Source organism: Isoptericola croceus, from assembly GCF_029382255.1.
Classification (GTDB): Bacteria; Actinomycetota; Actinomycetes; order Actinomycetales; family Cellulomonadaceae; genus Isoptericola; species Isoptericola croceus.
Map to the genome: position 1 here is coordinate 1,192,324 of NZ_JARLLG010000001.1, position 24,110 is coordinate 1,216,433.

General features: G+C 70.6%; 20 protein-coding genes. 14 read left to right on the plus strand and 6 right to left on the minus strand.

What is annotated here, in order from left to right; genetic code table 11:
* Positions 1-123 precede the first annotated feature (123 nt).
* A complete protein-coding gene (locus tag PZC42_RS05525; protein ID WP_277209138.1) occupies positions 124-4,290 on the plus strand; it encodes an FG-GAP-like repeat-containing protein in 4,167 nt (1,388 codons plus the stop codon).
* A gap of 81 nt (positions 4,291-4,371) precedes the next feature.
* Here the strand turns inward: PZC42_RS05525 and PZC42_RS05530 are convergent, their stop codons facing one another.
* On the minus strand, positions 4,372-5,400 hold the full coding sequence (locus tag PZC42_RS05530; protein ID WP_277209141.1) for a LacI family DNA-binding transcriptional regulator: 1,029 nt from the start codon (positions 5,398-5,400) through the stop codon (positions 4,372-4,374).
* A gap of 156 nt (positions 5,401-5,556) precedes the next feature.
* Here PZC42_RS05530 and PZC42_RS05535 point away from each other — a divergent pair, with 156 nt between their 5' ends.
* The 7 genes from PZC42_RS05535 to PZC42_RS05565 all read left to right on the plus strand — a co-directional run bounded on the left by PZC42_RS05535 (position 5,557) and on the right by PZC42_RS05565 (position 11,771).
* Positions 5,557-5,937, plus strand: coding sequence for an FCD domain-containing protein (locus tag PZC42_RS05535; RefSeq protein ID WP_277209143.1), 381 nt, complete (start codon positions 5,557-5,559; stop codon positions 5,935-5,937).
* 93 nt (positions 5,938-6,030) lie between these two features.
* Positions 6,031-7,005, plus strand: a complete 975-nt coding sequence (locus PZC42_RS05540; protein ID WP_277209145.1) for a tripartite tricarboxylate transporter substrate binding protein — start codon at positions 6,031-6,033, stop codon at positions 7,003-7,005.
* Positions 7,005-7,511 carry a tripartite tricarboxylate transporter TctB family protein gene (locus PZC42_RS05545; protein ID WP_277209147.1) on the plus strand — a complete coding sequence of 169 codons (507 nt, stop codon included), beginning with the start codon at positions 7,005-7,007 and terminating at the stop codon, positions 7,509-7,511. The genes PZC42_RS05540 and PZC42_RS05545 overlap by 1 nt, the downstream gene beginning before the upstream one ends.
* Entirely contained in the window at positions 7,508-9,034 is a 1,527-nt protein-coding gene (locus tag PZC42_RS05550) for a tripartite tricarboxylate transporter permease (RefSeq protein ID WP_277209149.1), read from the plus strand. The genes PZC42_RS05545 and PZC42_RS05550 overlap by 4 nt, the downstream gene beginning before the upstream one ends.
* A gap of 38 nt (positions 9,035-9,072) precedes the next feature.
* The gene (locus PZC42_RS05555) at positions 9,073-10,173 is read left to right on the plus strand and encodes a sialidase family protein (RefSeq protein WP_277209151.1); all 1,101 of its coding nucleotides are present in this window, start codon (positions 9,073-9,075) and stop codon (positions 10,171-10,173) included.
* Complete coding sequence (locus PZC42_RS05560) at positions 10,170-11,027, plus strand: dihydrodipicolinate synthase family protein (protein ID WP_277209153.1); 858 nt, start codon at positions 10,170-10,172, stop codon at positions 11,025-11,027. The genes PZC42_RS05555 and PZC42_RS05560 overlap by 4 nt, the downstream gene beginning before the upstream one ends.
* 435 nt (positions 11,028-11,462) lie before the next feature.
* Positions 11,463-11,771, plus strand: coding sequence for a hypothetical protein (locus PZC42_RS05565; protein WP_277209154.1), 309 nt, complete (start codon positions 11,463-11,465; stop codon positions 11,769-11,771).
* A gap of 61 nt (positions 11,772-11,832) precedes the next feature.
* On the opposite strand, the gene PZC42_RS05570 is transcribed toward PZC42_RS05565, so the two are convergent.
* Positions 11,833-12,558 carry an SDR family oxidoreductase gene (locus tag PZC42_RS05570; protein ID WP_277209155.1) on the minus strand — a complete coding sequence of 242 codons (726 nt, stop codon included), beginning with the start codon at positions 12,556-12,558 and terminating at the stop codon, positions 11,833-11,835.
* A 136-nt stretch (positions 12,559-12,694) separates the two neighbouring features.
* Here PZC42_RS05570 and PZC42_RS05575 point away from each other — a divergent pair, with 136 nt between their 5' ends.
* Both PZC42_RS05575 and PZC42_RS05580 read left to right on the plus strand, forming a co-directional pair.
* The gene (locus PZC42_RS05575) at positions 12,695-13,141 is read left to right on the plus strand and encodes a MerR family transcriptional regulator (protein ID WP_277209157.1); all 447 of its coding nucleotides are present in this window, start codon (positions 12,695-12,697) and stop codon (positions 13,139-13,141) included.
* A gap of 139 nt (positions 13,142-13,280) precedes the next feature.
* Positions 13,281-14,228: a GlxA family transcriptional regulator gene (locus PZC42_RS05580; protein ID WP_277209159.1), complete on the plus strand. Its 948-nt coding sequence runs from the start codon at positions 13,281-13,283 to the stop codon at positions 14,226-14,228.
* 31 nt (positions 14,229-14,259) lie between these two features.
* On the opposite strand, the gene PZC42_RS05585 is transcribed toward PZC42_RS05580, so the two are convergent.
* Together PZC42_RS05585 and PZC42_RS05590 are read right to left on the minus strand one after the other, a co-directional pair.
* Positions 14,260-14,553: a DUF1330 domain-containing protein gene (locus PZC42_RS05585; RefSeq protein WP_277209161.1), complete on the minus strand. Its 294-nt coding sequence runs from the start codon at positions 14,551-14,553 to the stop codon at positions 14,260-14,262.
* Positions 14,554-14,599: 46 nt separating this feature from the next.
* The gene (locus tag PZC42_RS05590) at positions 14,600-15,607 is read right to left on the minus strand and encodes a zinc-dependent alcohol dehydrogenase family protein (protein WP_277209162.1); all 1,008 of its coding nucleotides are present in this window, start codon (positions 15,605-15,607) and stop codon (positions 14,600-14,602) included.
* 455 nt (positions 15,608-16,062) lie between these two features.
* Between PZC42_RS05590 and PZC42_RS05595 the strand changes: the two genes are divergently transcribed.
* From PZC42_RS05595 to PZC42_RS05610, 4 genes are all read left to right on the plus strand, one after another.
* Positions 16,063-17,325 (plus strand): TadA family conjugal transfer-associated ATPase, encoded by a 1,263-nt coding sequence (locus tag PZC42_RS05595; RefSeq protein WP_277209164.1) that lies wholly within the window; start codon positions 16,063-16,065, stop codon positions 17,323-17,325.
* Positions 17,325-17,969: a type II secretion system F family protein gene (locus PZC42_RS05600; protein WP_277209165.1), complete on the plus strand. Its 645-nt coding sequence runs from the start codon at positions 17,325-17,327 to the stop codon at positions 17,967-17,969. The genes PZC42_RS05595 and PZC42_RS05600 overlap by 1 nt, the downstream gene beginning before the upstream one ends.
* Before the next feature lie 243 nt (positions 17,970-18,212).
* Positions 18,213-19,712: a recombinase family protein gene (locus tag PZC42_RS05605; protein ID WP_277209166.1), complete on the plus strand. Its 1,500-nt coding sequence runs from the start codon at positions 18,213-18,215 to the stop codon at positions 19,710-19,712.
* Positions 19,713-20,017: 305 nt separating this feature from the next.
* A complete protein-coding gene (locus PZC42_RS05610) occupies positions 20,018-20,272 on the plus strand; it encodes a hypothetical protein (protein WP_277209167.1) in 255 nt (84 codons plus the stop codon).
* 328 nt (positions 20,273-20,600) lie between these two features.
* Here PZC42_RS05610 and PZC42_RS05615 read toward each other — a convergent pair whose 3' ends face one another.
* Together PZC42_RS05615 and PZC42_RS05620 are read right to left on the minus strand one after the other, a co-directional pair.
* Positions 20,601-21,419, minus strand: coding sequence for a hypothetical protein (locus tag PZC42_RS05615; protein WP_277209168.1), 819 nt, complete (start codon positions 21,417-21,419; stop codon positions 20,601-20,603).
* A gap of 52 nt (positions 21,420-21,471) precedes the next feature.
* Positions 21,472-24,054 (minus strand): M15 family metallopeptidase, encoded by a 2,583-nt coding sequence (locus tag PZC42_RS05620; RefSeq protein WP_277209169.1) that lies wholly within the window; start codon positions 24,052-24,054, stop codon positions 21,472-21,474.
* Positions 24,055-24,110: the final 56 nt, after the last annotated feature.

The window sequence follows — 24,110 nt, forward strand, 5'->3', positions numbered from 1 at the left end:
GTCGACGTGCCGTCAAGGCGGGCTGACCGGGTGGCGTGACGCGGTGCACGAGGTCGTGACCGTGAGCCTCACCGGCCGGACAGGCAAGCGCAGGAAGTCAGAAACACGACACGAAGGAGTGCCATGTCACGCGAACGACGCCGTCGCAGAGCGACGGGCGCAGGTACCGCTGTCGCGGTCCTGATCGCCGGACTCGGAATCGGAGCCGGACCCGCGCAAGGCGAGGTCGCGGAACCGCTGCCCGCACCACCGCCGGGGCTGGAGCGGGTGTCCTACGGCAACACGGATCTCACCGTCGACCTCGGCGTGGGCCTGTGGGCCTGGCCGATGCCCATGGACGTGGACGACGACGGCGTCAACGACCTTCTTGTCAGCTCTCCCGACAAGCCTTACAACGGCCTCTGGTACTTCCGCAACGAGGGAACCAACGCTGACCCGCTCTTCGAGGCGCCGGTCAGGCTGAGCAACGGACTCCAGAACACCCAGGTCTCGCACGTCGACGGCGAGGTCCTCGTGACCCGGCCCAACCGGCTCTACCTCGACGTGACCGAGACGGGCTTCGCGAAGAGCACCTCCCTGGGTGTCGAGGGCGCGGTCCACGAGCCGGACCTCCCTGAGGGCCGGCTGCGCGGCGACCAGTGGTACCTCGTCGACTTCACGGGCAACGGCGCCCGCGACGTCGTCGTCGGCGTCGGCGACTGGAGCGAGTACGGCTGGGACGCCGCCTATGACGAGAACGGCACGTGGACCAACGGCCCGCTGCACGGCTACGTCTACCTCCTGGAGAACACGGGCACCACGGACCAGCCCGTCTACGCTGATCCCGTCAAGATCGAGGCCGGCGGGAAGCCGATCGACGTCTACGGCGCACCGTCGCCCGTCGTAGCCGACTTCAACGGCAACGGCGCACTGGACATCATCACCGGGGAGTTCCTCGACTCGCCGACGTTCTTCCAGAACGTCGGAACCCGCACCGAACCCGAGTACGCGGCCGGCCGGGGGATACCCCTGACCGATGGGAGCGAGCTTGAGCTCGACCTGCAGATGCTCATCGTCACCACCATCGACTGGGACGGGGACGGGCATCCGGACCTCGTCATCGGCGAGGAGGACGGCCGGGTTTCCCTCGTGCGCAACACCGGCGTGGTCGACGACGGTGCGCCCGTGTTCGAGCCACCGGAGTACTTCCAGCAGCGGGCGGAGTCCGTGAAGGTCGGCGCCCTGGCCACGCCCACCGCGGTGGACTGGAACGGGGACGGCCGCGAGGACATCATCGCCGGCGACACGGCGGGTCGGATCAACTTCGTGGAGAACCTCGGCGGAGACGGGCGGACCCCGGTGTGGGCCGAGCCGGTCCGGCTCGAGGGCGGTGGAGCCGAGATCCGCCACCAGGCAGGGCCGGACGGCTCGATCCAGGGTCCCGCCGAGGCGAAGTGGGGATACACAGTCCCGGTGGCGGCAGACTGGAACCATAACGGCCTGCCGGACCTTCTTGTGAATAACATCTGGGGCAAGGTCGTGTGGTACGAGAACGTCGGGACGCGCACGCAGCCCGAACTCGCACCAGCCCAACCGGTCGAGGTCGAGTGGGAGGGAGCCGCACCCAAGCCTGCCTGGAACTGGTGGGACCCCGAGGGCAACGAACTCGTCACGCAGTGGCGCACCACACCCTTCGTGACCGACCTTGACGGCGACGGCCTCAACGACCTCGTCATGCTCGATCACGAGGGCTATCTCGCGTACTTCCAGCGTGCGGCCGACGGCATGCTGCGCCCCGGCGAGCGCATCTTCATCGGCGAGGAAGGTTCCTCGAAGTTCGAGCGGGGGAACGGCGCCCGGGTCGATGCACCCAAGGGGCCGCTCCAGCTGAACGCATCGGAGGACGGACAGAGCGGCCGACGCAAGTTCGTCATGACGGACTGGACCGGTAATGGGCGGCTCGACATCCTCATGAACGGCACCAACGTGCAGCTGCTCGAGAACGTGGGTACCCAGGACGAACCGTGGCTCTTCCGGCTTGCCGGCGACGTCGCCAACGGCCAGCTCGCCGGCCACACCACCGCTCCGACGATCGTGAACTGGGACGGGGACACGACACCGGACCTGCTCATCGGCGCGGAGGACGGCCACTTCTACCACCAGCCGTGGAACTTCGGCTCGACGTTGCCCGAGCGCCGCCCGGAGACCCCGGCCGAGCCTGGCGAGATCGTCGGGGCGTGGAACTTCGACGAGGGTGAGGGGCACGTCGCCCGGGACTCCTCCGGCCACGGCAACGACGGCATCGTCGACGGTGCTCGATGGGTCTCGGGACACCGTGGCACCGCGTTGAAGTTCGACGCCTTCAACGACTACGTCGACCTCAGCTACCAGGCAGGCCCGCACCTCGAGGGGGCACCGGGCGCCACATTGACGTCGTGGGTCAACATCGACTCCCTCGAGAGCGGTGCCCAGCGCATCTTCGGCACCCGGATCAACGGCGGCACCGCAGGGTTCGAGGTGACCTTCGAGAACGTGAACGGCACGGCCAGGGTCGCCGTGGCCGGCCGCAGCCATCCTGGAGACGCCTACCGCAAGCACCAGTTCCTCGCACCGGTGATCAAGCCGGGTCAGTGGCACCATCTGGCCGCCGTACTGGACTTCGAGGAGGACGCCGTCCGGCTCTTCGTCGACGGTGTCGAGCAGCACGCCGACGAGAGCGGACGCAACTTCCGCGCCGACGCGTACGAGTACGGCCGAGGCACCCAGCCCGACGCCATCGGTCGCAGCCCCGACGGCGGCGCCTACTTCCGCGGGTCGCTGGATGACATGGCCCTCTACCGCACCGCGCTCGATCAGCGGCAGATCATCCTCGACGCTCTCACGGCAGACGTGGACCGCTTCGCTGCGAACGGCGACGTGGTGGACGAGATTGAGAGGCCGCTCGGGAGGCTCCTGTCCAACGCGCGGCGCCACCTCGCGGCGGACGAGTACGCCGAGGCGCGCGAGCAGCTGGCCGCGGCTCAGGAGCTCGTGGCCGGGACACCCGGGGAGCGCTTCGTGGAGTCGGCAGCCCGGTCGCGGATCCTGGGGCTGCTGCGCGAGTACCTCTATCGCGCGGAACCGCCGTCGGCGGACAGCGAGGCGTGCAAGGACCCGGGCGGTGCGTGGGCCGGCAGCTGGCGCTCCGCACCCGCGGCTCCCCGCGTCTCCAACGACGTCGCGGCCGAGGGGTTCGCTGACGAGAGCCTCCGGATGGTCGCCCGCGTCACGACGGGCGGGTGCGACGTCCGGGTGCGGCTGTCGAACGAGTTCGGAGACCAGGACGTGACCTTCGACTCCGTCATCGTCGGCCTGCACGACGGAGAAGGACGACTCGTCCCCGGGAGTGCCAGGACGGTCACGTTCAACGGCGAGGACTCCGTCTTGGCCGCGCCCGGGTCCGAGGTCGTCTCGGACCCGGTCGGGATGGCTGTCGGTGACCGGGCGGAGCTGGCCGTGAGCTTCTATCTCCCCGAAGCGACCGGCCCCGCCACGACCCACAACCTCGACCGGGAGAACGCCTACGTCGCCGCCGGCGACCGCGCCGCCGAGGAGGACGCAGGCTCGTACCGCGAGCTCGGCCAGGCATGGATGTTCCTCGGTGGGATCGACGTTCAGGCGCCGGCCGACCAGACGGCGGTCGCCGTCGTGGGGGACTCCCTGACCGACGGGCTCGGTTCGAGCGTGGGTGCGGAGCACACCTGGCCGGACGTCCTGGCCGACCGGCTCCTGCACGCCGGTGCCGACACCGCGGTGCTCAACCGCGGTGTGGCGGCCGGCCGGCTGCTGCGCGACGCCGCGCCGCCGGAGTCGAACCCGCTGTCACTACCGGGCGGCCTCCGCCGTCTGCAGCGCGATGCCGACGACGACGGGGTCTCCACGGTGATCCTCTACCTCGGGATCAACGACATCATCCGCGGCGGCGAGATCCCGTCCGAGGCCGTCACCGCCGAGGACCTCATCACCGGGTACCGCGAGTACGCCGCGCAGGCGCGCGAGCACGGCGTGCGGGTGATCGGGGCGACCCTCACGCCGTACGGCTCGTCGCGAGCCTGGACCCGGGCGGGCGAGGATGTCCGGCAGGAGGTCAACGCCTGGATCAGAAACAGCGGTGAGCTCGACGGGATGGTCGATCTGGACGCGGCGGTCCGTGCCCAGGACGACCCGTCGCGGATCGACCCCCGGTTCGACTACCGCGACGGTCTGCACTTCAACGATGCTGGCTACGCCGCCATGGCGGAAGCCGTCGATCTGGCACTGCTGGCCGGATAGAAGAGTCCGGGTGGCGAGCGCGGGAACGCTCGCCACCCGGACTTCTTGCCGGCACCGCTCAGCCAACCGGACGGAAGCCGGTCACCGAGCCGTCCGGGCGGACACCGTCGCGTCCTCGATCTCCTGGACGATGTGCCGGGCCGGAGCGTCGTCGCCGGCGATGCGCCCGAGCAGGAGCCTGGCGGCGGTCACGCCGAGGCTGCGCGGGCTGAGAGGGACCAGTGTGACGTCCGAGGTGCGTGAGGTCGCGAACGGCAGGTCACCGACGACGCCGACACCGAGCTCCGGACCGGTGACCTTGCCGCCAGCGCCGGCGCCCGGGCTCGGGAGCGGCCGGCCGTACCGGTCCGCGAGGGCGCGCAGCACCCCGACACCGGCGAGGTTGTTCGTCGCCAGGACCGCGTCGGCCGTCGGCGAGCGATCGAGCAGCACGCCCAGCGCCTCGTAGCCGCCGTCGACCCGAAAGTTGGCGTGGACGAGCAGGTCGTCGTCCGCGGCCAGGCCGGCGTCGCGCAGCGCGTCGCGCCAGCCGTCGGCGCGATCGACCGCCGTGCTGGTCGCCGCGGGGCCGGTGATGCACGCGATCCGGCGAAAGCCCCGATCGGCGAGCGCACGGGCGGCGCGGTAGCCGAGGGAGCGGTTGTCGAACGTCACCTGGTCGACCGCGTGCGTCACGCGGCGGTCGAAGACCACGACGCTGCGGCCGTGCCCGACCAGCTTGTCGATCGACGGTGTCGATGTCGCGGGAGCGAGGAGCACGCCGGCCATCTTCTCGTCGTGCACGACGGCGAGGTAGCGCTCCTCCTTGTCCGCCCGATCGTCGGTGTTGCAGAGCACGACGGACAGCCCTGCCTCGAGCGCCACGTCCTCCACACCGCGCGCGACCGCGGTGAAGAAGGGGTTCTCGACGTCGGGCAGCACGAGGGCGATCACCTCGCTGTGGCGCCGCCGCAGGGACCGTGCCGTGCGGTCGGGCGAGTAGCCCAGTTCCGCGACGGCGTCCCGGACCGCGGCCGCGAGCTCGGGCCGGACGTTCTTCCCGTTGAGCGCCCGGGAGACGGTCGCCGTGGAGACGCCCGCTCGGCGCGCGACGTCGACGATGCGTGCCATGAGAGCTCCTCCTGTTGGGCGCGCGGACCGGTCTGCGCCATCGCCGCCCACTGTACGGCGGCTCGACCTGGTGTGTTGCGCAGCTCGGCACGACGGCGTATGTTCGCGGTCAACAGTGAGCAGCAATCGATTACAGCAGGAAGGCGAGGAGGTCCGGTGAGCTCCACCGATGGTCACTGGCGACGCACGGCGATGAGCGTCCCAAAGGGCTCGTCGAGTCGCGCCGCCGCCGAGGCTCATCAACCGACCGCGTTCGCCACCGCCGACCTCGACTTCCACTCCGCCTTCTACGCCGCGTCCGGCAACCGCCGCCTCGACGCGATCTGGCTCCAGTACCGCCCCACCTTCGCGGGCATGCTCGCCGTCACGAACGCCGAGAACCAGGACCTGGCACCGACGTTCGACGATTACGCGGCGCTTCTGCGCTCCGTCCGGAGCGGCGACCTCCGCCACACGCTCGAGCTCATCGAGGAGCACCTCGACGGGTCGCACCGCCGGATGCTCACCGCCTACTCGCGGTTCGTCGCTCCACCATGACCCGAACCTGACCTCTCCCGGCGCCGTCGCCCGAGGTGGTCACCGAGGAATCCAGCACGAACCCCGCAGCCACGACAAAGGAGTTGTCACGACATGAACCGACGCAGCACGCACCTGATCACCGCCGGGGCGGCGGTAGCCGCCACCGCGCTCGCACTCTCCGCCTGCTCCGGAGGCCAGAGCGAGGGCGGCGGTGACGCCGACTACCCGAGCGATGACGTCACGCTCATCGTCCAGGCCGCTGCCGGCGGCGGGTCCGACCTCACGTCCCGGGCCCTCTCGAACGAGCTCGAGCCGATCCTCGACACCTCCATCGTGGTCGAGAACCGGCCTGGTGCCTCCGGGTCGACCGCCATGCAGTACGTCGCCGACCAGGAGCCCGACGGGTACACGATCGGCTTCGTCCCGGTCGAGATCGCGATGCTCGGCCATCAGGAATTCGACGTCGACCCGGCCGACTACGACTTCCTCGGGCAGCTCATGCTCGCGCCGGGCGTGCTCGTCGTCCCGGCCGACAGCCCGTACGAGACGCTCGACGGCTTCATCGAGGGCGCGAAGTCGGAGCCGGTGTCCGTCGCCAACTCGGGCGCAGGAGGGATCTGGGAGGCTGCGGCGCTCGGGCTCGCGGACGCCACCGGTGCCCAGATCACGCCCGTCCCGTTCGACGGCGGCGCCCCGACCGTCGCAGCGGCCATCGGCGACCAGGTCGACGCCGCCGTCGCAGGGAGCGGCGAGGTCTCGGCAGCGGTAGCCGAGGGCCAGGTCAAGGCGCTCGCGATCTTCCACTCCGAGCGGCACCCCGACCTGCCCGACACGCCCACCGCCGCCGAGGAGGGGTACGACGACCTCGAGTTCGGCGGCTGGGGTGGCATCTACGCGCCCGCAGGCCTTCCGGACGACGTCCGCTCGACCCTCGAGAGCGCGATCGAGGAGGCGGCGACCTCCGACGGCTTCGTCGACACGATCACCGCGTCCGGCGCCCTGGCCGTCTACAAGTCGTCCGACGAGTTCGCCGACTTCGTGAGCGCGGAGTACGACCGCTTCGGGCCGATCCTCGGGAACGGCTGATGGACTCCACCGGTGCTTCGCGGGTCACCCCGTCCTCCTCGGACGGGGTGATCCCCGCGCCGACGTCGAAGGCACTCGAGATCGCGTCGGCCCTCGGGGCACTCGTGTTCCTCGGCGCGCTCGCCTTCCTCGCACGGCGGATCGAGCTCCGCACGGAGACCGGTGGTATCGACCCCCGGTGGTGGCCCGAGCTCCTGGGGACGTTCGGCGTCGTCGTGGCCGTCGCCCTGCTGGTGGTGTCCGTCCTCCGGCGGCCGACGCCGCGAGAGGACGTGGAGCCATCCACCCGCGCCGGCTTCGTGCGCGTCGTGATCACGATCGCGCTCACCGCGGCCTTCCTCCTTGCGTGGCCGTTCGTCGGCTTCCTCGTCGCCGCCGCCGTCTTCCTCCTCGCGGTGACGGTCGTGTTCGGCGGCCGCGGATGGCGGGTGCTGATCCTGTTCCCGCTCCTCACGACCGCATTCATCTACCTGCTCTTCGACACGCTTCTCGAGGTGCCGCTGTGAACGTCGTCCTCGACGGGCTCGCCCCGCTTCTCGACCTGACGGTGGTGTTCTGCCTCCTGGCGGGGCTCCTCGTCGGCACCCTCGTCGGCACCTTCCCCGGAGTGACCGGGTCGATGGCGGTCGCCATCGCCGCCGGCTTCACGCTCACGCTCGAGCCGGTGCAGGGCCTCGCCGTCCTCCTCACCATCTACGTCGGCGCCAACTACGGCGACCGCATCCCATCGATCCTGGTCAACACGCCCGGCACGCCCGCCGCGATCGCCACCACGTTCGACGGCTACCCGCTCGCCAAGCAGGGCAAGGCCGGGCTGGCGCTCGTCGCGTCGTCGTTCGTCACGACCGGCGGGATCCTCGTGTCGATGGCCGTGTTCCTCCTCGCGGCTCGGCCCATCGCGCAGTTTGCGCTCAAGTTCGGACCCGCCGAGATGTTCGCGCTCGTGGTGTTCGGGCTCACCGTGATGATCTCCATCTCGTCGAGATCGCTCCTCAAGGGCGTCATCGCCGGGATCGTCGGCCTCGCGATCGCTACCGTCGGTCGCGACCCCGTGACGGGCGACGCGCGATTCGTCTTCGGCGTCAACGACCTCAGCTCCGGCCTGCCGTTCATCGCCGTCATCATCGGCCTCTTCGGCATCGCCGAGCTGTTCGACCAGCTGCTGACCCACCATCAGCACACCGTGCGGCCCATCTCGTCGCTCGGCCGGTGGTGGCCGACTCGCGGTGAGATCAAGCAGATGCGAGCGCCCTTCGCCCTCGGGTCGGTCATCGGCACGTTCGTCGGCGCCGTGCCCGCGGCCGGCGGCGACATCGCCGGCCTCATCGGCTGGGACCGGGCCAAGCGGATGTCGAAGAAGCCCGAGGAGTTCGGCAAGGGCTCCCTCGAAGGGCTGGCCGCGGCCGACACGTCGTCGAGCGCGACCCTCGGAGGCTCCCTGACGACGACCATGGCGCTCGGCATCCCGGGTGACTCGGTCATGGCCGTGATGATCGGGTCGATGGTGATCTGGGGCCTGCAGCCCGGACCGTCGCTGTTCAGCAACAGCCCGGACCTCGTCATCACGATCGCGGCGATCATGATCGTCGCGACCCTGCTGTCGCTCGCGATCAGCCTCGTGCGGATGCGCGGGATGGTGCGGCTCCTCGACCTTCCCGTGCACTACCTCTGGGCGGGCATCCTCGTGTTCTGCGCCGTCGGCACATACACCACCACGAACTCGATGTACACCGTCTGGGTCATGCTCATCTCGGGCGTGGTCGGGCTCGTCATGAAGCGCACCGGCTTCCCCGCAGGACCGGTCGTGCTGGGCCTGCTGCTCGGTCCGCTCGCCGAGGCGAATCTGCGCCGCGCGCTGCTGATCGACGGCCCGGCGTCGTTGGTCACCCAGCCGATCGCGGCCGTGCTGCTCGGGCTCGCACTCATCGGGCTCGTGACACCGCTCATCGCCAAGGTCCGTGTGGCGCGTCGTCGAGGCACCCACTCGGGAGGCGCGCGAGACACGGCGTCGAGCGGACTCGGTCAGTGAGTCCTCGTGGTGGCGGTAAGCGAGGCGTGCATCCGCGCGTGCGTCGCCGGTGGGTCGCGGTCGACCACGACGGGTGGAGCCAGGCGCACGGGTCGACGGTCCTGACGCACGCAGGCGACGTACTCGCCGCCTGGTTCGCCGGCACGCGCGAGGGCACGGCAGACAACCGGGTGTGGCTCGCGCGGCGCGGCCCGCGAGGCCCCTGGGAAGAGCCCGTGGTCGTCGACGCGGGCGACGTCGCGCGCTGGAACCCCGTGCTCGCGCACGGCCCCGCGGGCGACCTGTGGCTGTTCCTGCGTCGCGGCGCGCGAATCTCCGCGTGGACCACGTGGGTGCGCCGCTCGTCCGACGGCGGGAGGTCCTGGGTGGAGGTGGCCGAGCTCGTCACGGGCGACGTCGGGGGTCGGGGTCCCGTCAAGAACTCTCCTGTCACTGCCCCCGACGGCGCCTGGCTCGCTCCGGGGTCGACCGAGGAGTGGGGCGATCGGTTGCAGTGGCAGCCGTTCGTCGACCGCTCCGAGGACGGCGGGCGCACCTGGCAGGCGGCGCCGATCCCGCTCGACCGTTCCCGCCTGCGGGGCGCCGGTGCGATCCAGCCCGCCCTGTGGGTGCGTGACGGGCGGGTGCACGCGCTCCTGCGAAGTGCCGAGGGCCGGGCGCTCAGCTCGTCCTCGACGGACGGGGGACGGACCTGGTCGGTCGCCGACCTGACGGGCCTGCCGAACAACAACTCCGGGCTCACGGTGGTCTCCCTGCCCGGTGGTCGGGTCGCGTGCGTGCACAATCCCGTCGCGGGGGACTGGGGCGCACGGTGCCCGCTGGTGGTATCCGTCTCCGACGACGACGGGCAGACCTGGCGGCAGATGCTGACCGTCGAGGACGGGGTCACACCGATCGACGACGACCCGTTCCTGATCCCGTCCGCTCCGCCCCCGGGCCCGGCCTTCGAGCCCGCCGACCGCGGCGTCGGCACTGACGGCACCGGCGAGTACTCCTATCCCGCAGCCGTTCTCGACGGCGACACGCTCCTCGTCACCTACACGTGGCAGCGCCGGGGCATCGTCGAGGCCCTCGTCCCGCTCAAGGCTCTCGCGACGTACCCGACCACGTCCCTCCCGCCGACAGAGAGAAGACCATGACTGCTCGCATCATCAGCGCCGTGCCCGTCCCGTTCACGCAGGCAGGCGACCTCGACCTCGCGACCTACGACGCCGCTCTCGCCGCGATCGCTCCGCACGTCGGAGGCGCCCTCGTCGCCGGGACGACGGGAGAGTTCCCGGCGCTCGACGACGGCGAGCGGGTCGAGCTGTTCCGGCGGGCCGTGGAAGCGCTGGGCCCGGGGCGCGTGGTCGCGCACCTCGGGCACGGCAGCACGCGCCAGGTGCTGCGCCTCGCCGACGCCGTCGCTGCGCTGGGGATCCGCCGCCTCGCACTCCTGAGCCCGTACTACCTGCCGACCGACGACGCCGGCGTCATCGCCTTCTTCCGCGCGCTCACGGAGGCGCACCCGCAGGCCGAGGTCTATGCCTACCTCTTCCCGGAACGCACCGGCATGAACGTCTCGCCGACGGCTCTCGCAGCCGTCATGCGGCTGCCCGGGATGGTCGGTGTGAAGCTGTCGGGCGGAGCAGCGGCACGCCTGCCCGAGTATGCGGCCGTGCTCGCCCCGGGCCAGGAGCTCTACTCGGGCGACGACGCCACGCTGCCGCAGGTGCTCGCCGCGGGCGGGACCGGGGTGGTCTCGGGCGTCTCGAGCGCGTTCCCGGTGACCTTCGCCGCGCTCGCGCGGGCGCTCGACGCCAACGACCCGGCCGCGGAAGGCCTCCAGCAGGTCGTGCGGACGATCGTCCCGCTGGTCGGGCCGACCATCCCGCGGCTCAAGGCCGCGATGGCGGCCCGTGACGGCGCCGCCTGGGCGTCGCGCATGGCGCTGCCCGCCGTCGACGACGCGACGCTCACGGCGATCCGCGACGCCATCGCGGCGCACCACTGAGGGAGGTTGAACGGGTCGTCGATGCTAGTCAGGTGTCGCACCAGCTCGAAGGGCTCGGCGCGGTTCTGCGACCGGACATCCGCCAGCCTGGTGCCCGAGCGCGACCTCGCTAGCCGACGATGGCATCGATCGGTTGAACCCGCCCAGTTCGGATCTTGGGCCTTCACCACACGAGCCAGGGCCTCCAACCTCGTGCCCTCGATGGGATCGATCGGCGACTGCTACGACGATGACGTCATCGAGTGCCTCTGGTCCCGCAGGCAGGTCGAGTTCCTGAACCGCCGCCGCTGGCACACCCGCCTGGAGCTGGCCAACGCGATCCATTCCAGCAATCCGACCTCACGGAAGCCGGGGCACACCAGAGCCTCCACCGAACCCGGGGCGCAACATGCGGCGGCGGTTCGGTCGTGGACAGGTGGCGATAGCGTGCGGGCCATGGACGAGACCCACGCGGAGCAGGTGGTCGTCGACCGCCTGCTCGGACCCCAGGCCGTGCCGCTACGGCTACACCAGGGCGCCTACGTCGACGAGGCGGAGGTCGCGGAGCTCGTCGAGGCGCTGGCGTTCCTCGTGCAGGCGTACCGGGGTCGCACCATGGTCCCCAAGCCGATCGCCCTCGCTCTCGTGGACATCTCCGCCCGGTTCGAGAACCGGTTCTACACCCAGGAGCAGCAGGAACGGCTCGAAGACATCGCCCACGAGCTGCAGCGGCTCGCGGAGGAGCTCTTCGACCTGTCGGGGTAGGTCGACCCGCGCAAGAGGCGGCCCAGGGAATGCCGCCCGACCAGGATCGGGGCCGCGGCTCTCAGCTGGCCCCGAGCAGCGCGCCGAGCTCTGCGTAGAACGCCGCGGGGTCACCGGCGAGCGACGCCTTGACCATCGCGGTCCAGTCATCGACGACGACCTCGATCGAGCCGGTGGCCAGGCCGTCGAGCGACCTGCGCGGCACCTCGCGCGCGTCGATCTTCGGGCCGTCGTACCCGGCGGCGATGTCCGTGTCGGCAGCACCGAGGAGCACGCCCTGGACGAGCGTGCCGTGAGCGGCGAGCTCGAGGCGCACGCCGTTGGTCATGTTCCACTCGGCTGCCTTGGCGGCGGCGTACGAACCAGTGCCCGGGGCGACGAACCAGGACAGTGCCGAGAGGATGTTGACGATCGCACCCCCACCGTTGGTGGCGAGGACGGGGTGGAACGCGCGGATCATGTCGAGTGTGCCCCAGAAGTGGGTGTCCATCTCGCGGCGCACCTCGGCGCGGTCCCCTGTCACCAGGGACGCGCCGGTCGCGATACCGGCGTTGTTGACGAGCAGCGTCACGTCCTGCGCCACCGCTGCGGCCTGGGCGACGGACTCGTGGTCGAGCAGGTCGATCCGCAGCGGTACCACCCGGCTGTCGTCGAAGTCGAGGCTCTCGGGTCGGCGGGCCGTGGCGTACACCCTGCTCGCGCCGCGGTCGAGCAGCTCGAGCACGAACTGGCGGCCGATGCCGCGGTTGGCTCCGGTGACGAGGGCGATCTGACCGGTGACGTCCATGGTTTCCCAGCTTTCTGCGTGTGGTTTCTCGGGTGCCGACCGGTGCGTGGTCGGACCGGCATCGGCTACGCTAAAACCTGACGTTGACGTCAAGGGCAACAGCGCTTCAGGAGACATGGATCACGGGAGGGCACGTATGCGGATCGGCGACGTGGCGCAGCGGGCAGGCGTCAGCACCAGAGCGCTCCGCTACTACGAGGAGCAAGGGCTTCTCACGGCGGAACGGACCCCCGGCGGCCAGCGCACCTACCCTGAGTCAGCCGTCGAACGCGTCCGGCTGATCCAGCAGTTCTTCGCCGCCGGTGTGCCCAGCCGCACCATCCTTCAGCTGATGCCCTGTGTCGAGACCGGGCAGGGCACGCCCGAGGTCTTCCGGGTGCTGGCAGCCGAGCGGGACCGCATGACCGCTGCGATGGCCGAGCTCGCCGCCGCACGCGACGCCCTGGACCACATGATCGACATCGCCAGTCATCCGACCCCCGAGCACTGCCCCGGGCTGCGCGAGCCCGCCTGGTCCCCGTACGACCCGTCGGGCGTGACGGCGGATACCGGCAGCCCAGTCACCGCGTCCGCCGGACGATGACGGTGCGGTGCTCCGCCTCAAGCCACACGAGGGCGAGCGCGCCGTCGACCTGACGTGAGGCGGAGGCGGCCGATGGCGGTCATGCCCACCTGTGCAAGGATATTGACACGATGGGCACGCGTTGGATCGGAGTCGGGTGATGCAGCGACCGCACCGGGTGGTTGTCCTCGTGCTCGACGGGGCACGTCCGCTGGACGTCGGGATCCCCACGGAGGTGTTCCATCCGGAGACGGGGTTCCCCTACGAGGTGTCGACCTGCGGGGTCACCGCCGGGACGGTGCCGTCCTCCGGGGGCTTCGGCTTCGCGGTCCAGGGGGGCCTGGACGCGCTGACCGACACGGACACGATCATCGTCCCGGGGTACGCCCCGGCGGGTCGGCCGATACCGGCGCAGGTGTGCGAAGCGCTCCAGATCGCCGCGACCCGCGGGACACGCATCGCGTCGATCTGCTACGGCGCGTTCGCGCTCGCGGACTCCGGTCTGCTCGACGGTCTGCGGGCGACGACGCACTGGGACGCGGCGGAGAAGCTCGCGGCGCGACACCCGCAGGTCACGGTCGAGCCGAACGTCCTCTTCGTCGACGAGGGACCCATCCTCACCTCGGCAGGAGCCGCCGCCGGTCTCGACCTGTGCTTGCACATCGTCCGGCGTGACCTCGGGGTGAGCGCGGGGAACGAGATCGCCCGCGGGCTCGTCACCGCGCCCTACCGGACCGGGGGGCAGGCCCAGTACCTGCCACGGACCAGCTCCGCAGCCCGCGGCGAGACCCTCGCGGGGACGCGCGAATGGGCCTTGGCGCGGCTCGGCCAGCAGATCACGATCGCCGAGCTCGCCGCGCACGCGCGGATGTCCCCCCGCACGTTCCTGCGTCGCTTCACCGAGGAGACTGGCAGCACCCCGCTGCAGTGGATCCTGCGGGCAAGGGTCGACACTGCCCGCGAGCTCCTGGAGAGCACGAGGCTGTCGGTCGACCGCATCGCGGAGGAGGTCGGCCTGGGCACGGGGTCGAACCTCCGGCTCCACTTCCGCCGGCTGCTGGACGTGTCCCCCTCGGAGTACCGCGCCACCTTCACGGGGCGGAGCTGACCACCGCACCCACGCGGACCGTGCGCGTGGACTACGCGTCCGCACCGTCGACGAGCACGGCCCGGTAGGTCGCGCCGAGGAAGCGGTCCTGCACCACTTCCTGGTACTGCTCGCCGCGATACCACTCCCGTGCCGCGGCCGCGTCGGGGAAGCGCAGGACGACGACGCCTTGGATCGGGGGGCCCTCGAGCACCTCGAACGTGCCGTAGTCGACCAGAGCCTGCACGTCGTGGCCCGCGAACGTGCTGTCGGCGCGCTCCATGTAGCGGTCGAGGGCCTGCTGATCGGTGGTGGTCTCTCGCTGGAACACGATGTACGCGCTCATGTCTCTGTTCCTCCGTGGTTCCGTGGTCCTGGGGGTGAGGGTTCTGCTATGAGATGCGCGGGGGAAGCGTGACGGTCTCGCCCGCCACGTCGATCGCGACCTTGCCGCGGAGCGCGTACGACCGCCTGTTCTCCAGGAGCTCATGCGCCTCGCCCGTTCGAGCGAGCGGGAGCGTCGCGCCGATGACCGGCTTCACGAGACCGCGCTCGACCAACCTGGTGAGCGCGTCCAGCTTTCCTCGGTTCTGTCGTGTGAAGACGAAGTGGTAGGCGGCGTTCTTGCCCCAGGCCTCGAGGAGGTTCTGCGGCTGCGCGAGGTCGACGATGCTCACGACGCGTCCGGAGTCGGCGAGCGTCAGCGGACTGCGTGTGAGCGTGTCGCCACCGATCGTGTCGAGGACGACGTCGACCCCCTCGCCTCGCGTCATCTCGGCCACGGCATCGACGTAGTCCGTCGAGGTGTAGTCGAACGCCGCATCCGCTCCGAGAGAGCGCACGAACTCATGGTCACCGGCTCTGGCGGTGGTGATCACGCGTGCACCCATCGCCTTCGCGACCTGGATCGCGATCGTGCCGACGCCGCCGGTTCCTCCGTGGACGAGGATCGTCTCCGCCACGGTGAGCCTCGCTCGTGTCACCAGGGCCTCCCAGACCGTGCCTCCGACGAGAGTCAGGCTCGCTGCCTCCAGGTGACTGACGTTCTCCGGCTTCCGACCGACGAGCTCGACGTCGACGACGTGCTGCTCGGCGTACGAGCCGGGGCCGCCGAAGATCCGAGGCGTGTAGTACACCGCGTCGCCGACTCCGAACTCGGTCACGTGGGATCCGACCTCCTCGATCACGCCGGAGACGTCGTGCCCGATGATCGCCGGGAGCGGCACCTGGTCTACGTAGTCCCCGCGGCGGATCTGAAAGTCCAACGGGTTGACGGCGGTCGCATGGACGCGCACCCGCACCTGGCGGGGGCCGACGGGCGGTACGGAGACGTCGTGCAGCTCGAGAGCGTCGACCCCTCCGAAACGGGTGAGCACGACGGCCTTCATCTGATCTGACATGGGGTCTTTTCCTCATCGTGGTGGGGGAGGTGTGACCCGCCGGGCGGGCGGTTCCTCAGTGTTGCCCGCACGATCCACGCGCCGCCAGTGGCAACAACGCCACTCTTCGCGAGGATAGTGACACGACGGTCCGATGGTCGCCTGGCTCCATGCCGAAGACGGCGCGCCACAAGCAGGGGAGCGAGGTGCCGTCGTCGACGACTCGACCGTGTCCACGATGCGGACCGCGGGCGGGAGCCGGCCCCGGCGACGGCACTGGCCCCGGCGACGGCCGTCGGACCGTCGACCACGGCGCTGACCAGGGGTCTTGTCGCCCCGAGAGCGTGGCGGCGACGGACTGACCCTACTCGCGCGAGGTTTGTCCACAGGGCGGCAGCGCCACGACGGCGAAGTTCGCTACGCTCGGCGACGCCTGATGGAAGGCCCGGAATGTCCCCGAGGGAGAGGTTCGCCCGGTGACCATCGACGTGCCGCTGCGCGACGACGCCACGAGCATCCTGCAGCACGAGGTCCGCGAGCTGATCCGCCGCCGCGGCCTCGACCCCGTGACCGACCGGGCGGGTCTCGACCGGCTCGTGGCCGAGGCGGCCGCCGACTACGCCGAACGGGTGTCGTTGGGTGTCGTGCCCCCGCTCGCCGACGCCACGGCCTCGGTGCGGGCCGTGGCCGATGCGCTGGGTGGCCTCGGGCCGTTGCAGCCGTACCTCGACGATCCCGAGGTGGAGGAGATCTGGATCAACGCGCCCGCGCAGGTGTTCGTCGCCCGGCGAGGCGTCAGCGAGCTGACCACCACGCTCCTGACGGCCGACCAGGTGCGCGACCTCGTCGAGCGCATGCTCACGTCCAGCGGTCGGCGGCTCGACCTGAGCAGCCCGTTCGTGGATGCCACGCTGCCGGGCGGCGAGCGCCTGCACGTCGTGATCCCGGACATCACACGCGAGCACATGGCCGTCAACATCCGCAAGCACGTGGTGCGCGCCCATCACGTCGATCACATGATTCGGCTCGGCTCGCTCACCCCGCACGCGGCGACGTTCCTCGACGCCGCCGTCCGGGCAGGACTGAACATCCTGGTCGCGGGTGCCACGCAGGCCGGGAAGACCACGATGCTCAACGCGCTCGCCGGGTCGATCCCGGCCGGGCAGCGCGTCGTGTCCTGCGAGGAGGTCTTTGAGCTGAGGCTGCCCGTGCGTGACCACGTGGCGATGCAGTGCCGCCAGCCGAGCCTCGAAGGAACCGGAGAGATTCCGTTGCGGCGCCTGGTCAAGGAGTCCCTGCGCATGCGGCCCGACCGCATCGTCATCGGCGAGGTGCGCGAGGCCGAGAGCCTGGACCTGCTCGTCGCGTTGAACGCCGGGATCCCTGGCATGTGCACCGTGCACGCCAACTCCGCCCGTGAGGCGGTGACGAAGATGTGCACCCTGCCCCTCCTCGCCGGCGAGAACGTCTCCGACCGCTTTGTCACACCCACCGTCGCCTCCGCGATCGACCTGGTGGTGCACCTCGGGGTGTCGGCCGACGGCGTCCGGCAGGTCCGCGAGATCGTCGCCGTGACGGGGCGGGTCGAGGAGAGCCGGGTCGAGACCGCCCAGATCTTCCAGCGGCGCCCGGTCGCGCTGGGAGGCGAGCTCGTCCGCGCTGACGGGTTCCCCCCGGGTACGGAGCGCTTCGAGCGCGTCGGCATCGACGTCAACGCACTGCTGGCCGGTGATCGCTGATGGGTGTGCTGATCGGCCTCGTGGCAGGTGCAGGCCTCGTGCTCGTGTGGCTGTCGTGCTGGGAGCGCACAGTGCTCGTCTCGCGCCGGAGCCGGCGTCATCAGGCGCTGCAAGACGTGCTCGTCCAGGCAGGGGTGCCGACGGTCGGCCCGGGGGCCCTCTACGCGTTCAGCGCCGGGGTCGGCGTCATGGTGATGCTCGTGGGTCTCGCCCTGACCCGATCACCCGCGATCGCCTGCTGCTTCGCGCTCATGGCGGCCGCCGCCCCGGAGGTGCTGCTCCGCGTCCGGGCGCGACGTCGGCGAGAGGGGTTGCGGGACGTCTGGCCGGACGCCGTCGACCACCTGGCCTCGGGCGTCCGGGCGGGACTGTCCCTGCCGGAGGCGGTCGCGCAGCTCGGGGAGCGCGGCCCGGCGGAGCTGAGGGAGCCGTTCGCACGTTTCGCCGCCGACTACCGGGCCACGGGCCGGTTCAGCGAGTGCCTGGACCTGCTCAAGGCGCGGCTCGCGGACCCCGTGGCCGATCGCATCATCGAGGCGCTCCGCCTCACGCGTGAGGTCGGGGGCACGGATCTCGGCCGGTTGCTCAAGAGCCTCTCCGAGTTCCTGCGCGAGGATGCGCACATCCCGTACACGGTGAGGTGAAGTCGCAGGTCACCGCGTCGTACGGAGGTGGACGGTGACCATGGCGGCTCACGTATCGGCTTCACGCACCTGCGCTCGATCCATAGAGCAAGATGTGAACGGACTTGACGACGCTCAGCGGGCCGACGCACGCGAACTGGGACGCCGGCTTGGGCTCGACGAGCCACTGGACGACGCAGTCGCGCGGCGGATCCGCCAGGCGATGACTCGCCCTGATGCCAGAGATGACGATCGGGCGGCGTCGTGACGCGACACCTGCAGGCCGTCTCGGCTTCGACTCCGGCCGCAGAGCCCCTGCGGGCCGTGATCTACGCCCGCACGAGCCGCGACCGCCACCTACGGGCACGCTCCACGTCGAGCCAGGTCGACCACTGCCTACGCGACGCCGACGCCAACGGATGGGACGTCGTCGAGACGATCGTCGACGACGACCGGTCGGCATCGGAGCGGGCACGAAAGGCCCGCCCGGGATGGGACCGCGTCGTCCAGCTCCTGGACTCCGGGTCGGCAGACGTCTTGCTGATGTTTGAAGGGTCGCGTGCGACGCGCGCGCTGGACGTGTACGTCGACCTCGAGCAGACCCTACGGCGCCGTTCGGTGCTGCTGGCGTACGGCGGCGACGTCTACGACCTGTCGAGAGCATCCGACCGGCGCCGTGCCCGGCAGGACGCCGTCGACGCCGGGTACGAGGCAGACCGCACCTCGGAGCGCATCCTGCGAAGCAAGACGACGGACGCGGAGAGGGGATGGGTCGGTGGCCCGACCCCGTACGGGTACCGAAGGGTCTACGACGAGCGCACGGGCATTCTGCTGCGCCAGGAGCCAGATCCTCACCAGGCGGCCGTCGTGCGCTTCATGGTCGACGCGGTGCTGATCGAAGGACGGTCCTCGCACTCAGTCGCGATGGAGCTCAACGAACGCGGCGAACCGACACCGAAGCCGCCACGTTCCTCGCGGTCGGTCGGGTGGTCGTCAAAGACTGTCCAGCAGGTTCTTCGCGGCCCGGCGATCGCGGGCCTTCGACGGCATGCTCGACCGGGCCAGGAGGCCCGGCTCTACGAGGGTTCGTGGCCGGGGATCATCTCGACGGCGGAGCGTGATGCGCTGCTCGCTGCTACCTACGTACCGGCGCGCCGGACCCACGAGTCGAACGCGCCACGCCACCTGCTGAGCTGGATCGCGCTGTGTGAGTGTGGACGGCCTGCGCGCCACAAGGTCAAGCGCCAAAAGGGCGTCGCCTACGAGGCCTACGCGTGTTCCGATCCACGCTGTTCGAGGCTGTACATCGCGCAACCACCGGTTGACGAGTTCGTCGCGGAAGCCGTCATCGGATTCCTCGCGGTGCCGGCGAACCGGGCGGCGGTGGCAGGTGTACGGCCGTCGACGGGGCGGCTCGACGCGATCGAGGCCCAGCAGCGCGAGATGGAGCTCGAGCAGCGCAAGGATGAGCTGATGGCTGCGTTCACCCGCGGAGAGGTCTCGGCTGCCACCCTCGGCGAGGCATCCAAGGTCCTTGACAGGGAGCTCGCTGAGATCGCGGCAGCTCGACAACCGGCTCGCCCGACAGACCCGGCGATCCTGCGACTCGCGGGCGCCGACGACGTCGAGCGAGCCTGGGGCGGCCTCGGGCTCTTGGATAGACGTGCGGTCGTACGGGAGCTCTTCGAGATCGTTCTGCACCCCGCGCGGTTCAAGGGAGCGCGCCGGTTCGACCCAGACCGTATCGAGATCCGCCGCCGGTGACCCGGTGCGGCCCGGGCAGGCTCAAGCACCCGCCTGCAGGCCGCCTGATGGTCCACCGTCCGCGCGAGCGAACATCTGACTGCACACGAAAGGAAGTACGAATGGCACGGGCAGGATCAGCGCGGCGAGGGCTGTTCGAGCGCACACCCAGGAAGGCGCCCACTGAGAGGCCCCAGCGCGCCGACGTCGACGATGCTGGGGCACCTGGTACCAGCCAAGCGCAGGGCGACGCGCCTGCCGGCCGCACAGCGCCCACACCGGAACGTAAGACGAAGAGGCCCAAGCGTTCCGTGGTGCCTGGGCCTATGCCCTTCGCCGACGCGGTCGACCCCCGGCTGCTGCCCGCGCCGAGGGTCGTTGCGGCAGCGAGAGTCGCGTTCAACCACCGAATCTCGCCGGAGCTCAAGGCGCGTGTCGAGGACCACTGTGAGCGGACAGGCGAGTCGCAGGTCGATCTCGTCACCCGTGCGCTCGACGTGGTCCTCGAAGCATCCGAGATCGCATCGGGCGCCAGACCGCCGGGCGGCGAGGGTCTGCCCAACGAGGCGCACGGCAAGTAGCGGTTTGCGCTTCATCCTGTGCGGGCGAGCGCTGTTCGCACGCTCGTGCTGCGTGCGCGCGCGGTGGCTCGCATCACCAGCGAGGCCCGCCAGATTGCAAGCACGCCGAACGTCCGCGGGAAGGTATCTGCGCAGGCCAGCGCGATGTGCTAGCGCCGCCCATTCGAGCCCGCCCCGACCATCTGGCGGGGCGGAATGCGAAAGCCGGGACCCTCGAGAAGACGCCTGGACGTCGCTGTGCTGGACGCAGCCAGACCCGCGGGCACGGGAGGGCACCGGAGGCAAAAGAGGCCCTCAGATCGCGTTGCACGGAAGTGGTGGTTCGGGGTCAGCAGGCGCCCTCAAGCTCCTCGGAGACCTTCCACCCGTCGTCGGTGAGCTCGACCTGGAGGTAGGTCGCCGTGGCCGTCGGCTCCATCTCGTCGTTCGACGAGCTACCCGCGTGCGCCGTGATGGTTCGCCACGAAGCCAACGCGACCGCGTGCGTCTCGTCGACCGTGCCGCAGTAGCCCTCGGCATACAGCACGACGCTGTCCGCCGATCCGTTGACCTTCTTGATGTCCGAGTCCAGGAAGCCGGCTGACGGTCCGTCTCCGATGGCCCGGGCGTGTTCGGCGCGGTCGAGCAGCATCGTGCGCATCGGATCGATCGCGTACTGCGCGGCGCGCTCGTCGGCATCGTCGAGCCAGCTCTCGGCGGAGTAGGTGTTCAGGGTCTCGACGAAGTCGTTGCTCACGCGCGCGGCGGCGACGAACGTCTCGGAGTCCCAGCCGTAGAGCTCGGCGGCCTCGTGCTCCTCGAGGATGACCTCGGCGTTGTGCAACAGGTACTCGCTGGTGTTGTTGTTGAGCACGTAGATCATGCCCTCGGGAGGATCGGGCACGTCGTCGCCGAGTCGGTAGCTGCTGTCGTAGTCCACGTCGCCCGTGTCGTCGAAGCCCTCATCCCCGTCGGCGTCCGCGTCGTCGTCAGGGGTTGGCGACTCGTCGTCGTCGGGGTCCGGCGTCGCGTTGCCAGCCGACGGCAGCGAGGCGGACGCCGGCGGGGAGGTGCTCTCAGGCTCGGGCTCGCCGGTGCAGCCGGCCAGCGCGGTGACGGCCAGCGCCAGCGCGCACAGTGCGCCGACCCGCTTGGTCTTGATCTTCATCGGACTCTTCCTCCAATGTGGTGGTACTTCCCAGGACACGTTGGAGCGGCTGTCATGTCGTGCCCGCGAACTCCCAGTGCCATGCCTCGGGTTTGCGCCCGTTCGCCTGCGCCCACGGGGGGTGCACCCACCCGTAGGAGGGCGCGTTGGCCTTCATCCACTCGTGCTGGACCGTGCCGAACGAGTTCACGCCGCCACCGAGGTCCAGGGCGAGCCCCCACCCGTGGTTCGAGTAGCCCGGCGTCGCGGCCAGGAACCCCTTGGAAGCCTTGAGGCGCACCTGGGTGGCGAAGTCGCGGTAGGCGTCGGTGACCGCGATGTCGACGTTGAACCGAGCCTTGTACGCCGTGTTCAGCGCGACCAGCGCCTCGGTGGCGTCACAACGCAGGGAGTCCCCGTCCCACGGGATGATGCACATCTGCGAGCCGGGGATGCGCCCGTTGGAGTGCCCTCCCCACGCGCCGGTGGACTCCTTGCCCGCCGCGGTGTCGCCGCTGGGGGCCGAGCCCGGCGGGGGACAGCTCGAGCCGACCGAGGCCATGCCGGAGTAGATCTTCGGGTCGCCGATCGCCTCGATGAGTCGCTGGGCGAGGTCTCGCTTCTCGGTGTACGCGCCGGGGCGGGCGGAGATCTGCACCGCCTGCGCGGCCGAACCAGGCTCCATCAGTTGCCAGCCGTCGATGTCGAGCAGGCCGCGATTCGTCGTCGGCGAGTCCGGGCCGCCGTAGAACGCTCGCGCTTGCCACTCGACGCTCATGAGGTTCGAGATCAGCTCGGCCGGGTCGCCGCTGAGCGGACCTCCCCAGCCGGCGGAGGCACGCTGCTGGAAGACCCCGACCGAGTCGGCGTCATGGCCCACGGCCTGGTGCTCGTGATCCAGCGACAGCTTGGCCACGTCCAGCCAGTGCGCGGTTCCGGGGGAGGGGAAGCCCTGGTAGTTCAGGGCGTTGGCGCCGTCGTTGGCGTAGTTCAGCAGCCTGGACTCGGTCAGTGCCGTCATCAGTGCGACCAGGATGCCCTGCGGGGGCAGGTCGAGCTCTTCGCCGACGGCCATGACGGTCGAGGCGTTGCGGACCTGCTCTTCGCTGAACCCTTCCACCTCGGGCAGGTCACCTGCATCGTCCGACGCCGACGCCGACGCCGACGCCGACGCCGACGCCGACGCCGACGCCGGTGTCGCACTCGCCGAGGGGGCCGCCTCCTCGGGCTCGGCCTGCTCGTCAGCATCCGTGCCAGACGGACCGTCCTGCGGGTCGTCGGCCCCGCTGTCGCGGTCGGCGGAGGCCTCGTCGTGGTCGTGGGACTCGGTGACCTCGGGCTGGCACTGGCTCGGCGCGATGCCGGAGGCGATCTCGACGGCAAGGTCGTAGGTGTCCTGAGCCCACTGCTCGTCGACGCCGTCCAGCTCCAGCTCGGACAGCGGATCGGTCCACGTCTCGCGCAGCCGGTCCGCCGCGTCTTCGGCACCTGGAGCGTCGGAGACGGTCCAGGTGCCCGTGGGGGCACCGGTGCTCATGTCGAAGGCGAGCTCCCTGCCGATCAGCAGGTCGGAGACCTGACCTCCGGTGCTCGAGTCGAGCTGCAGCGCGATCCAGCGCCCGACGGCGTCTTCGTCGTCAGGATCGACGCCGTCGTCACGGGCAGCCTGCTCGTCGACCGCGTACGGACCCTCGCCGCCTGTTGCGTCCTTCTGTGCGGCACGGATCGCGGCCAGAACATGCCACGGGACCCCGGTGCCGTCGACAGCCTCGCCGACGGCGGACATCTCCGTGGAGTCCAGGTCGGCCGCGTTCGCTGCCAGCACGGAGTTCGACTGCACCTGGGCGTTCTCGTTCTGGGCACCGACGACGTAGGCCAGCGGAACCGCCACCATGAGGCACGCCAGGACCACCGCGATGCTGATCACTCCCGCGATGACCTTGCGTCCGGTGTGAGTGTTGGCGACGGTGACCGCGCCCTCGAGGACCGCTCCGGCGTAGTTTCCGGCTGCGACGTTCGCCGTCGTCTTCACCACCCCGGCGGCCGCCTGCTTGCGTTCGGCGGCCTTGTCGCGCGGCTGGTCGGAAGGGCTCGGCGTGCCTGGCTTGGCACCCATGGCCGAGCTGGCGGCAGCCTGGCGCACCGAGCCTGCAGCCTGGCCCAGCGAACCGGCTGCACCAGCCGCCGTGGACGCGGTCTTCGACGCCGCGCCGGCGGCCCGGCTCGCCGCCCCGGTGGCCTTCGAGGTCTTCGAGGCTGTGTCGGCCGCTTTGCCCGCTGCTCCGGCGGTCTTCGACGACACCCCGGCGGCACCGCGTGCAGCATCGCCCGCGCGTGCACCACGGCCAGCTGCATCGGCGCCCGACGTGCCACCTGCGCTGCCGGACGCACCGGACCGACCCGTGCCTGAGCGGGGCTCGGTCCTGGGCGACGGTCCACGGCTCGTCGGCGCCTGCGAAGACTGCTGGGACCCGAGTCTGCCGGCACCCGGCTGGCTTGCGGGCGGGCGGGCGTGGGCTGGACGACCGGTGTTGCGCAGACGGTCCGCTGCCCGCGCGGGCGCGGGCGCCTGCTCGGACGCAGGTGTCTGCTCAGGCGCGTCCAGCTCCTCGGGCCCGATGTCCGGACCGTCGCCGTCGGGCAGTTCGTCGACCATGACCTGGTCCATGCACGCGAACAGTCCATGCACGCGACCCGCCCCACCCGGGCGGG

Excerpts from the sequence above, each read along its gene's own strand:
- PZC42_RS05525 (WP_277209138.1), top strand. The coding sequence starts at position 124 with ATGTCACGCGAACGACGCCGTCGCAGAGCGACGGGCGCAGGTACCGCT.
- PZC42_RS05530 (WP_277209141.1), bottom strand. The coding sequence starts at position 5,400 with ATGGCACGCATCGTCGACGTCGCGCGCCGAGCGGGCGTCTCCACGGCG.
- PZC42_RS05540 (WP_277209145.1), top strand. The coding sequence starts at position 6,031 with ATGAACCGACGCAGCACGCACCTGATCACCGCCGGGGCGGCGGTAGCC.
- PZC42_RS05545 (WP_277209147.1), top strand. The coding sequence starts at position 7,005 with ATGGACTCCACCGGTGCTTCGCGGGTCACCCCGTCCTCCTCGGACGGG.
- PZC42_RS05560 (WP_277209153.1), top strand. The coding sequence starts at position 10,170 with ATGACTGCTCGCATCATCAGCGCCGTGCCCGTCCCGTTCACGCAGGCA.
- PZC42_RS05565 (WP_277209154.1), top strand. The coding sequence starts at position 11,463 with ATGGACGAGACCCACGCGGAGCAGGTGGTCGTCGACCGCCTGCTCGGA.
- PZC42_RS05570 (WP_277209155.1), bottom strand. The coding sequence starts at position 12,558 with ATGGACGTCACCGGTCAGATCGCCCTCGTCACCGGAGCCAACCGCGGC.
- PZC42_RS05575 (WP_277209157.1), top strand. The coding sequence starts at position 12,695 with ATGCGGATCGGCGACGTGGCGCAGCGGGCAGGCGTCAGCACCAGAGCG.
- PZC42_RS05580 (WP_277209159.1), top strand. The coding sequence starts at position 13,281 with ATGCAGCGACCGCACCGGGTGGTTGTCCTCGTGCTCGACGGGGCACGT.
- PZC42_RS05585 (WP_277209161.1), bottom strand. The coding sequence starts at position 14,553 with ATGAGCGCGTACATCGTGTTCCAGCGAGAGACCACCACCGATCAGCAG.
- PZC42_RS05590 (WP_277209162.1), bottom strand. The coding sequence starts at position 15,607 with ATGTCAGATCAGATGAAGGCCGTCGTGCTCACCCGTTTCGGAGGGGTC.
- PZC42_RS05600 (WP_277209165.1), top strand. The coding sequence starts at position 17,325 with ATGGGTGTGCTGATCGGCCTCGTGGCAGGTGCAGGCCTCGTGCTCGTG.
- PZC42_RS05610 (WP_277209167.1), top strand. The coding sequence starts at position 20,018 with ATGCCCTTCGCCGACGCGGTCGACCCCCGGCTGCTGCCCGCGCCGAGG.
- PZC42_RS05615 (WP_277209168.1), bottom strand. The coding sequence starts at position 21,419 with ATGAAGATCAAGACCAAGCGGGTCGGCGCACTGTGCGCGCTGGCGCTG.
- PZC42_RS05620 (WP_277209169.1), bottom strand. The coding sequence starts at position 24,054 with ATGGTCGACGAACTGCCCGACGGCGACGGTCCGGACATCGGGCCCGAG.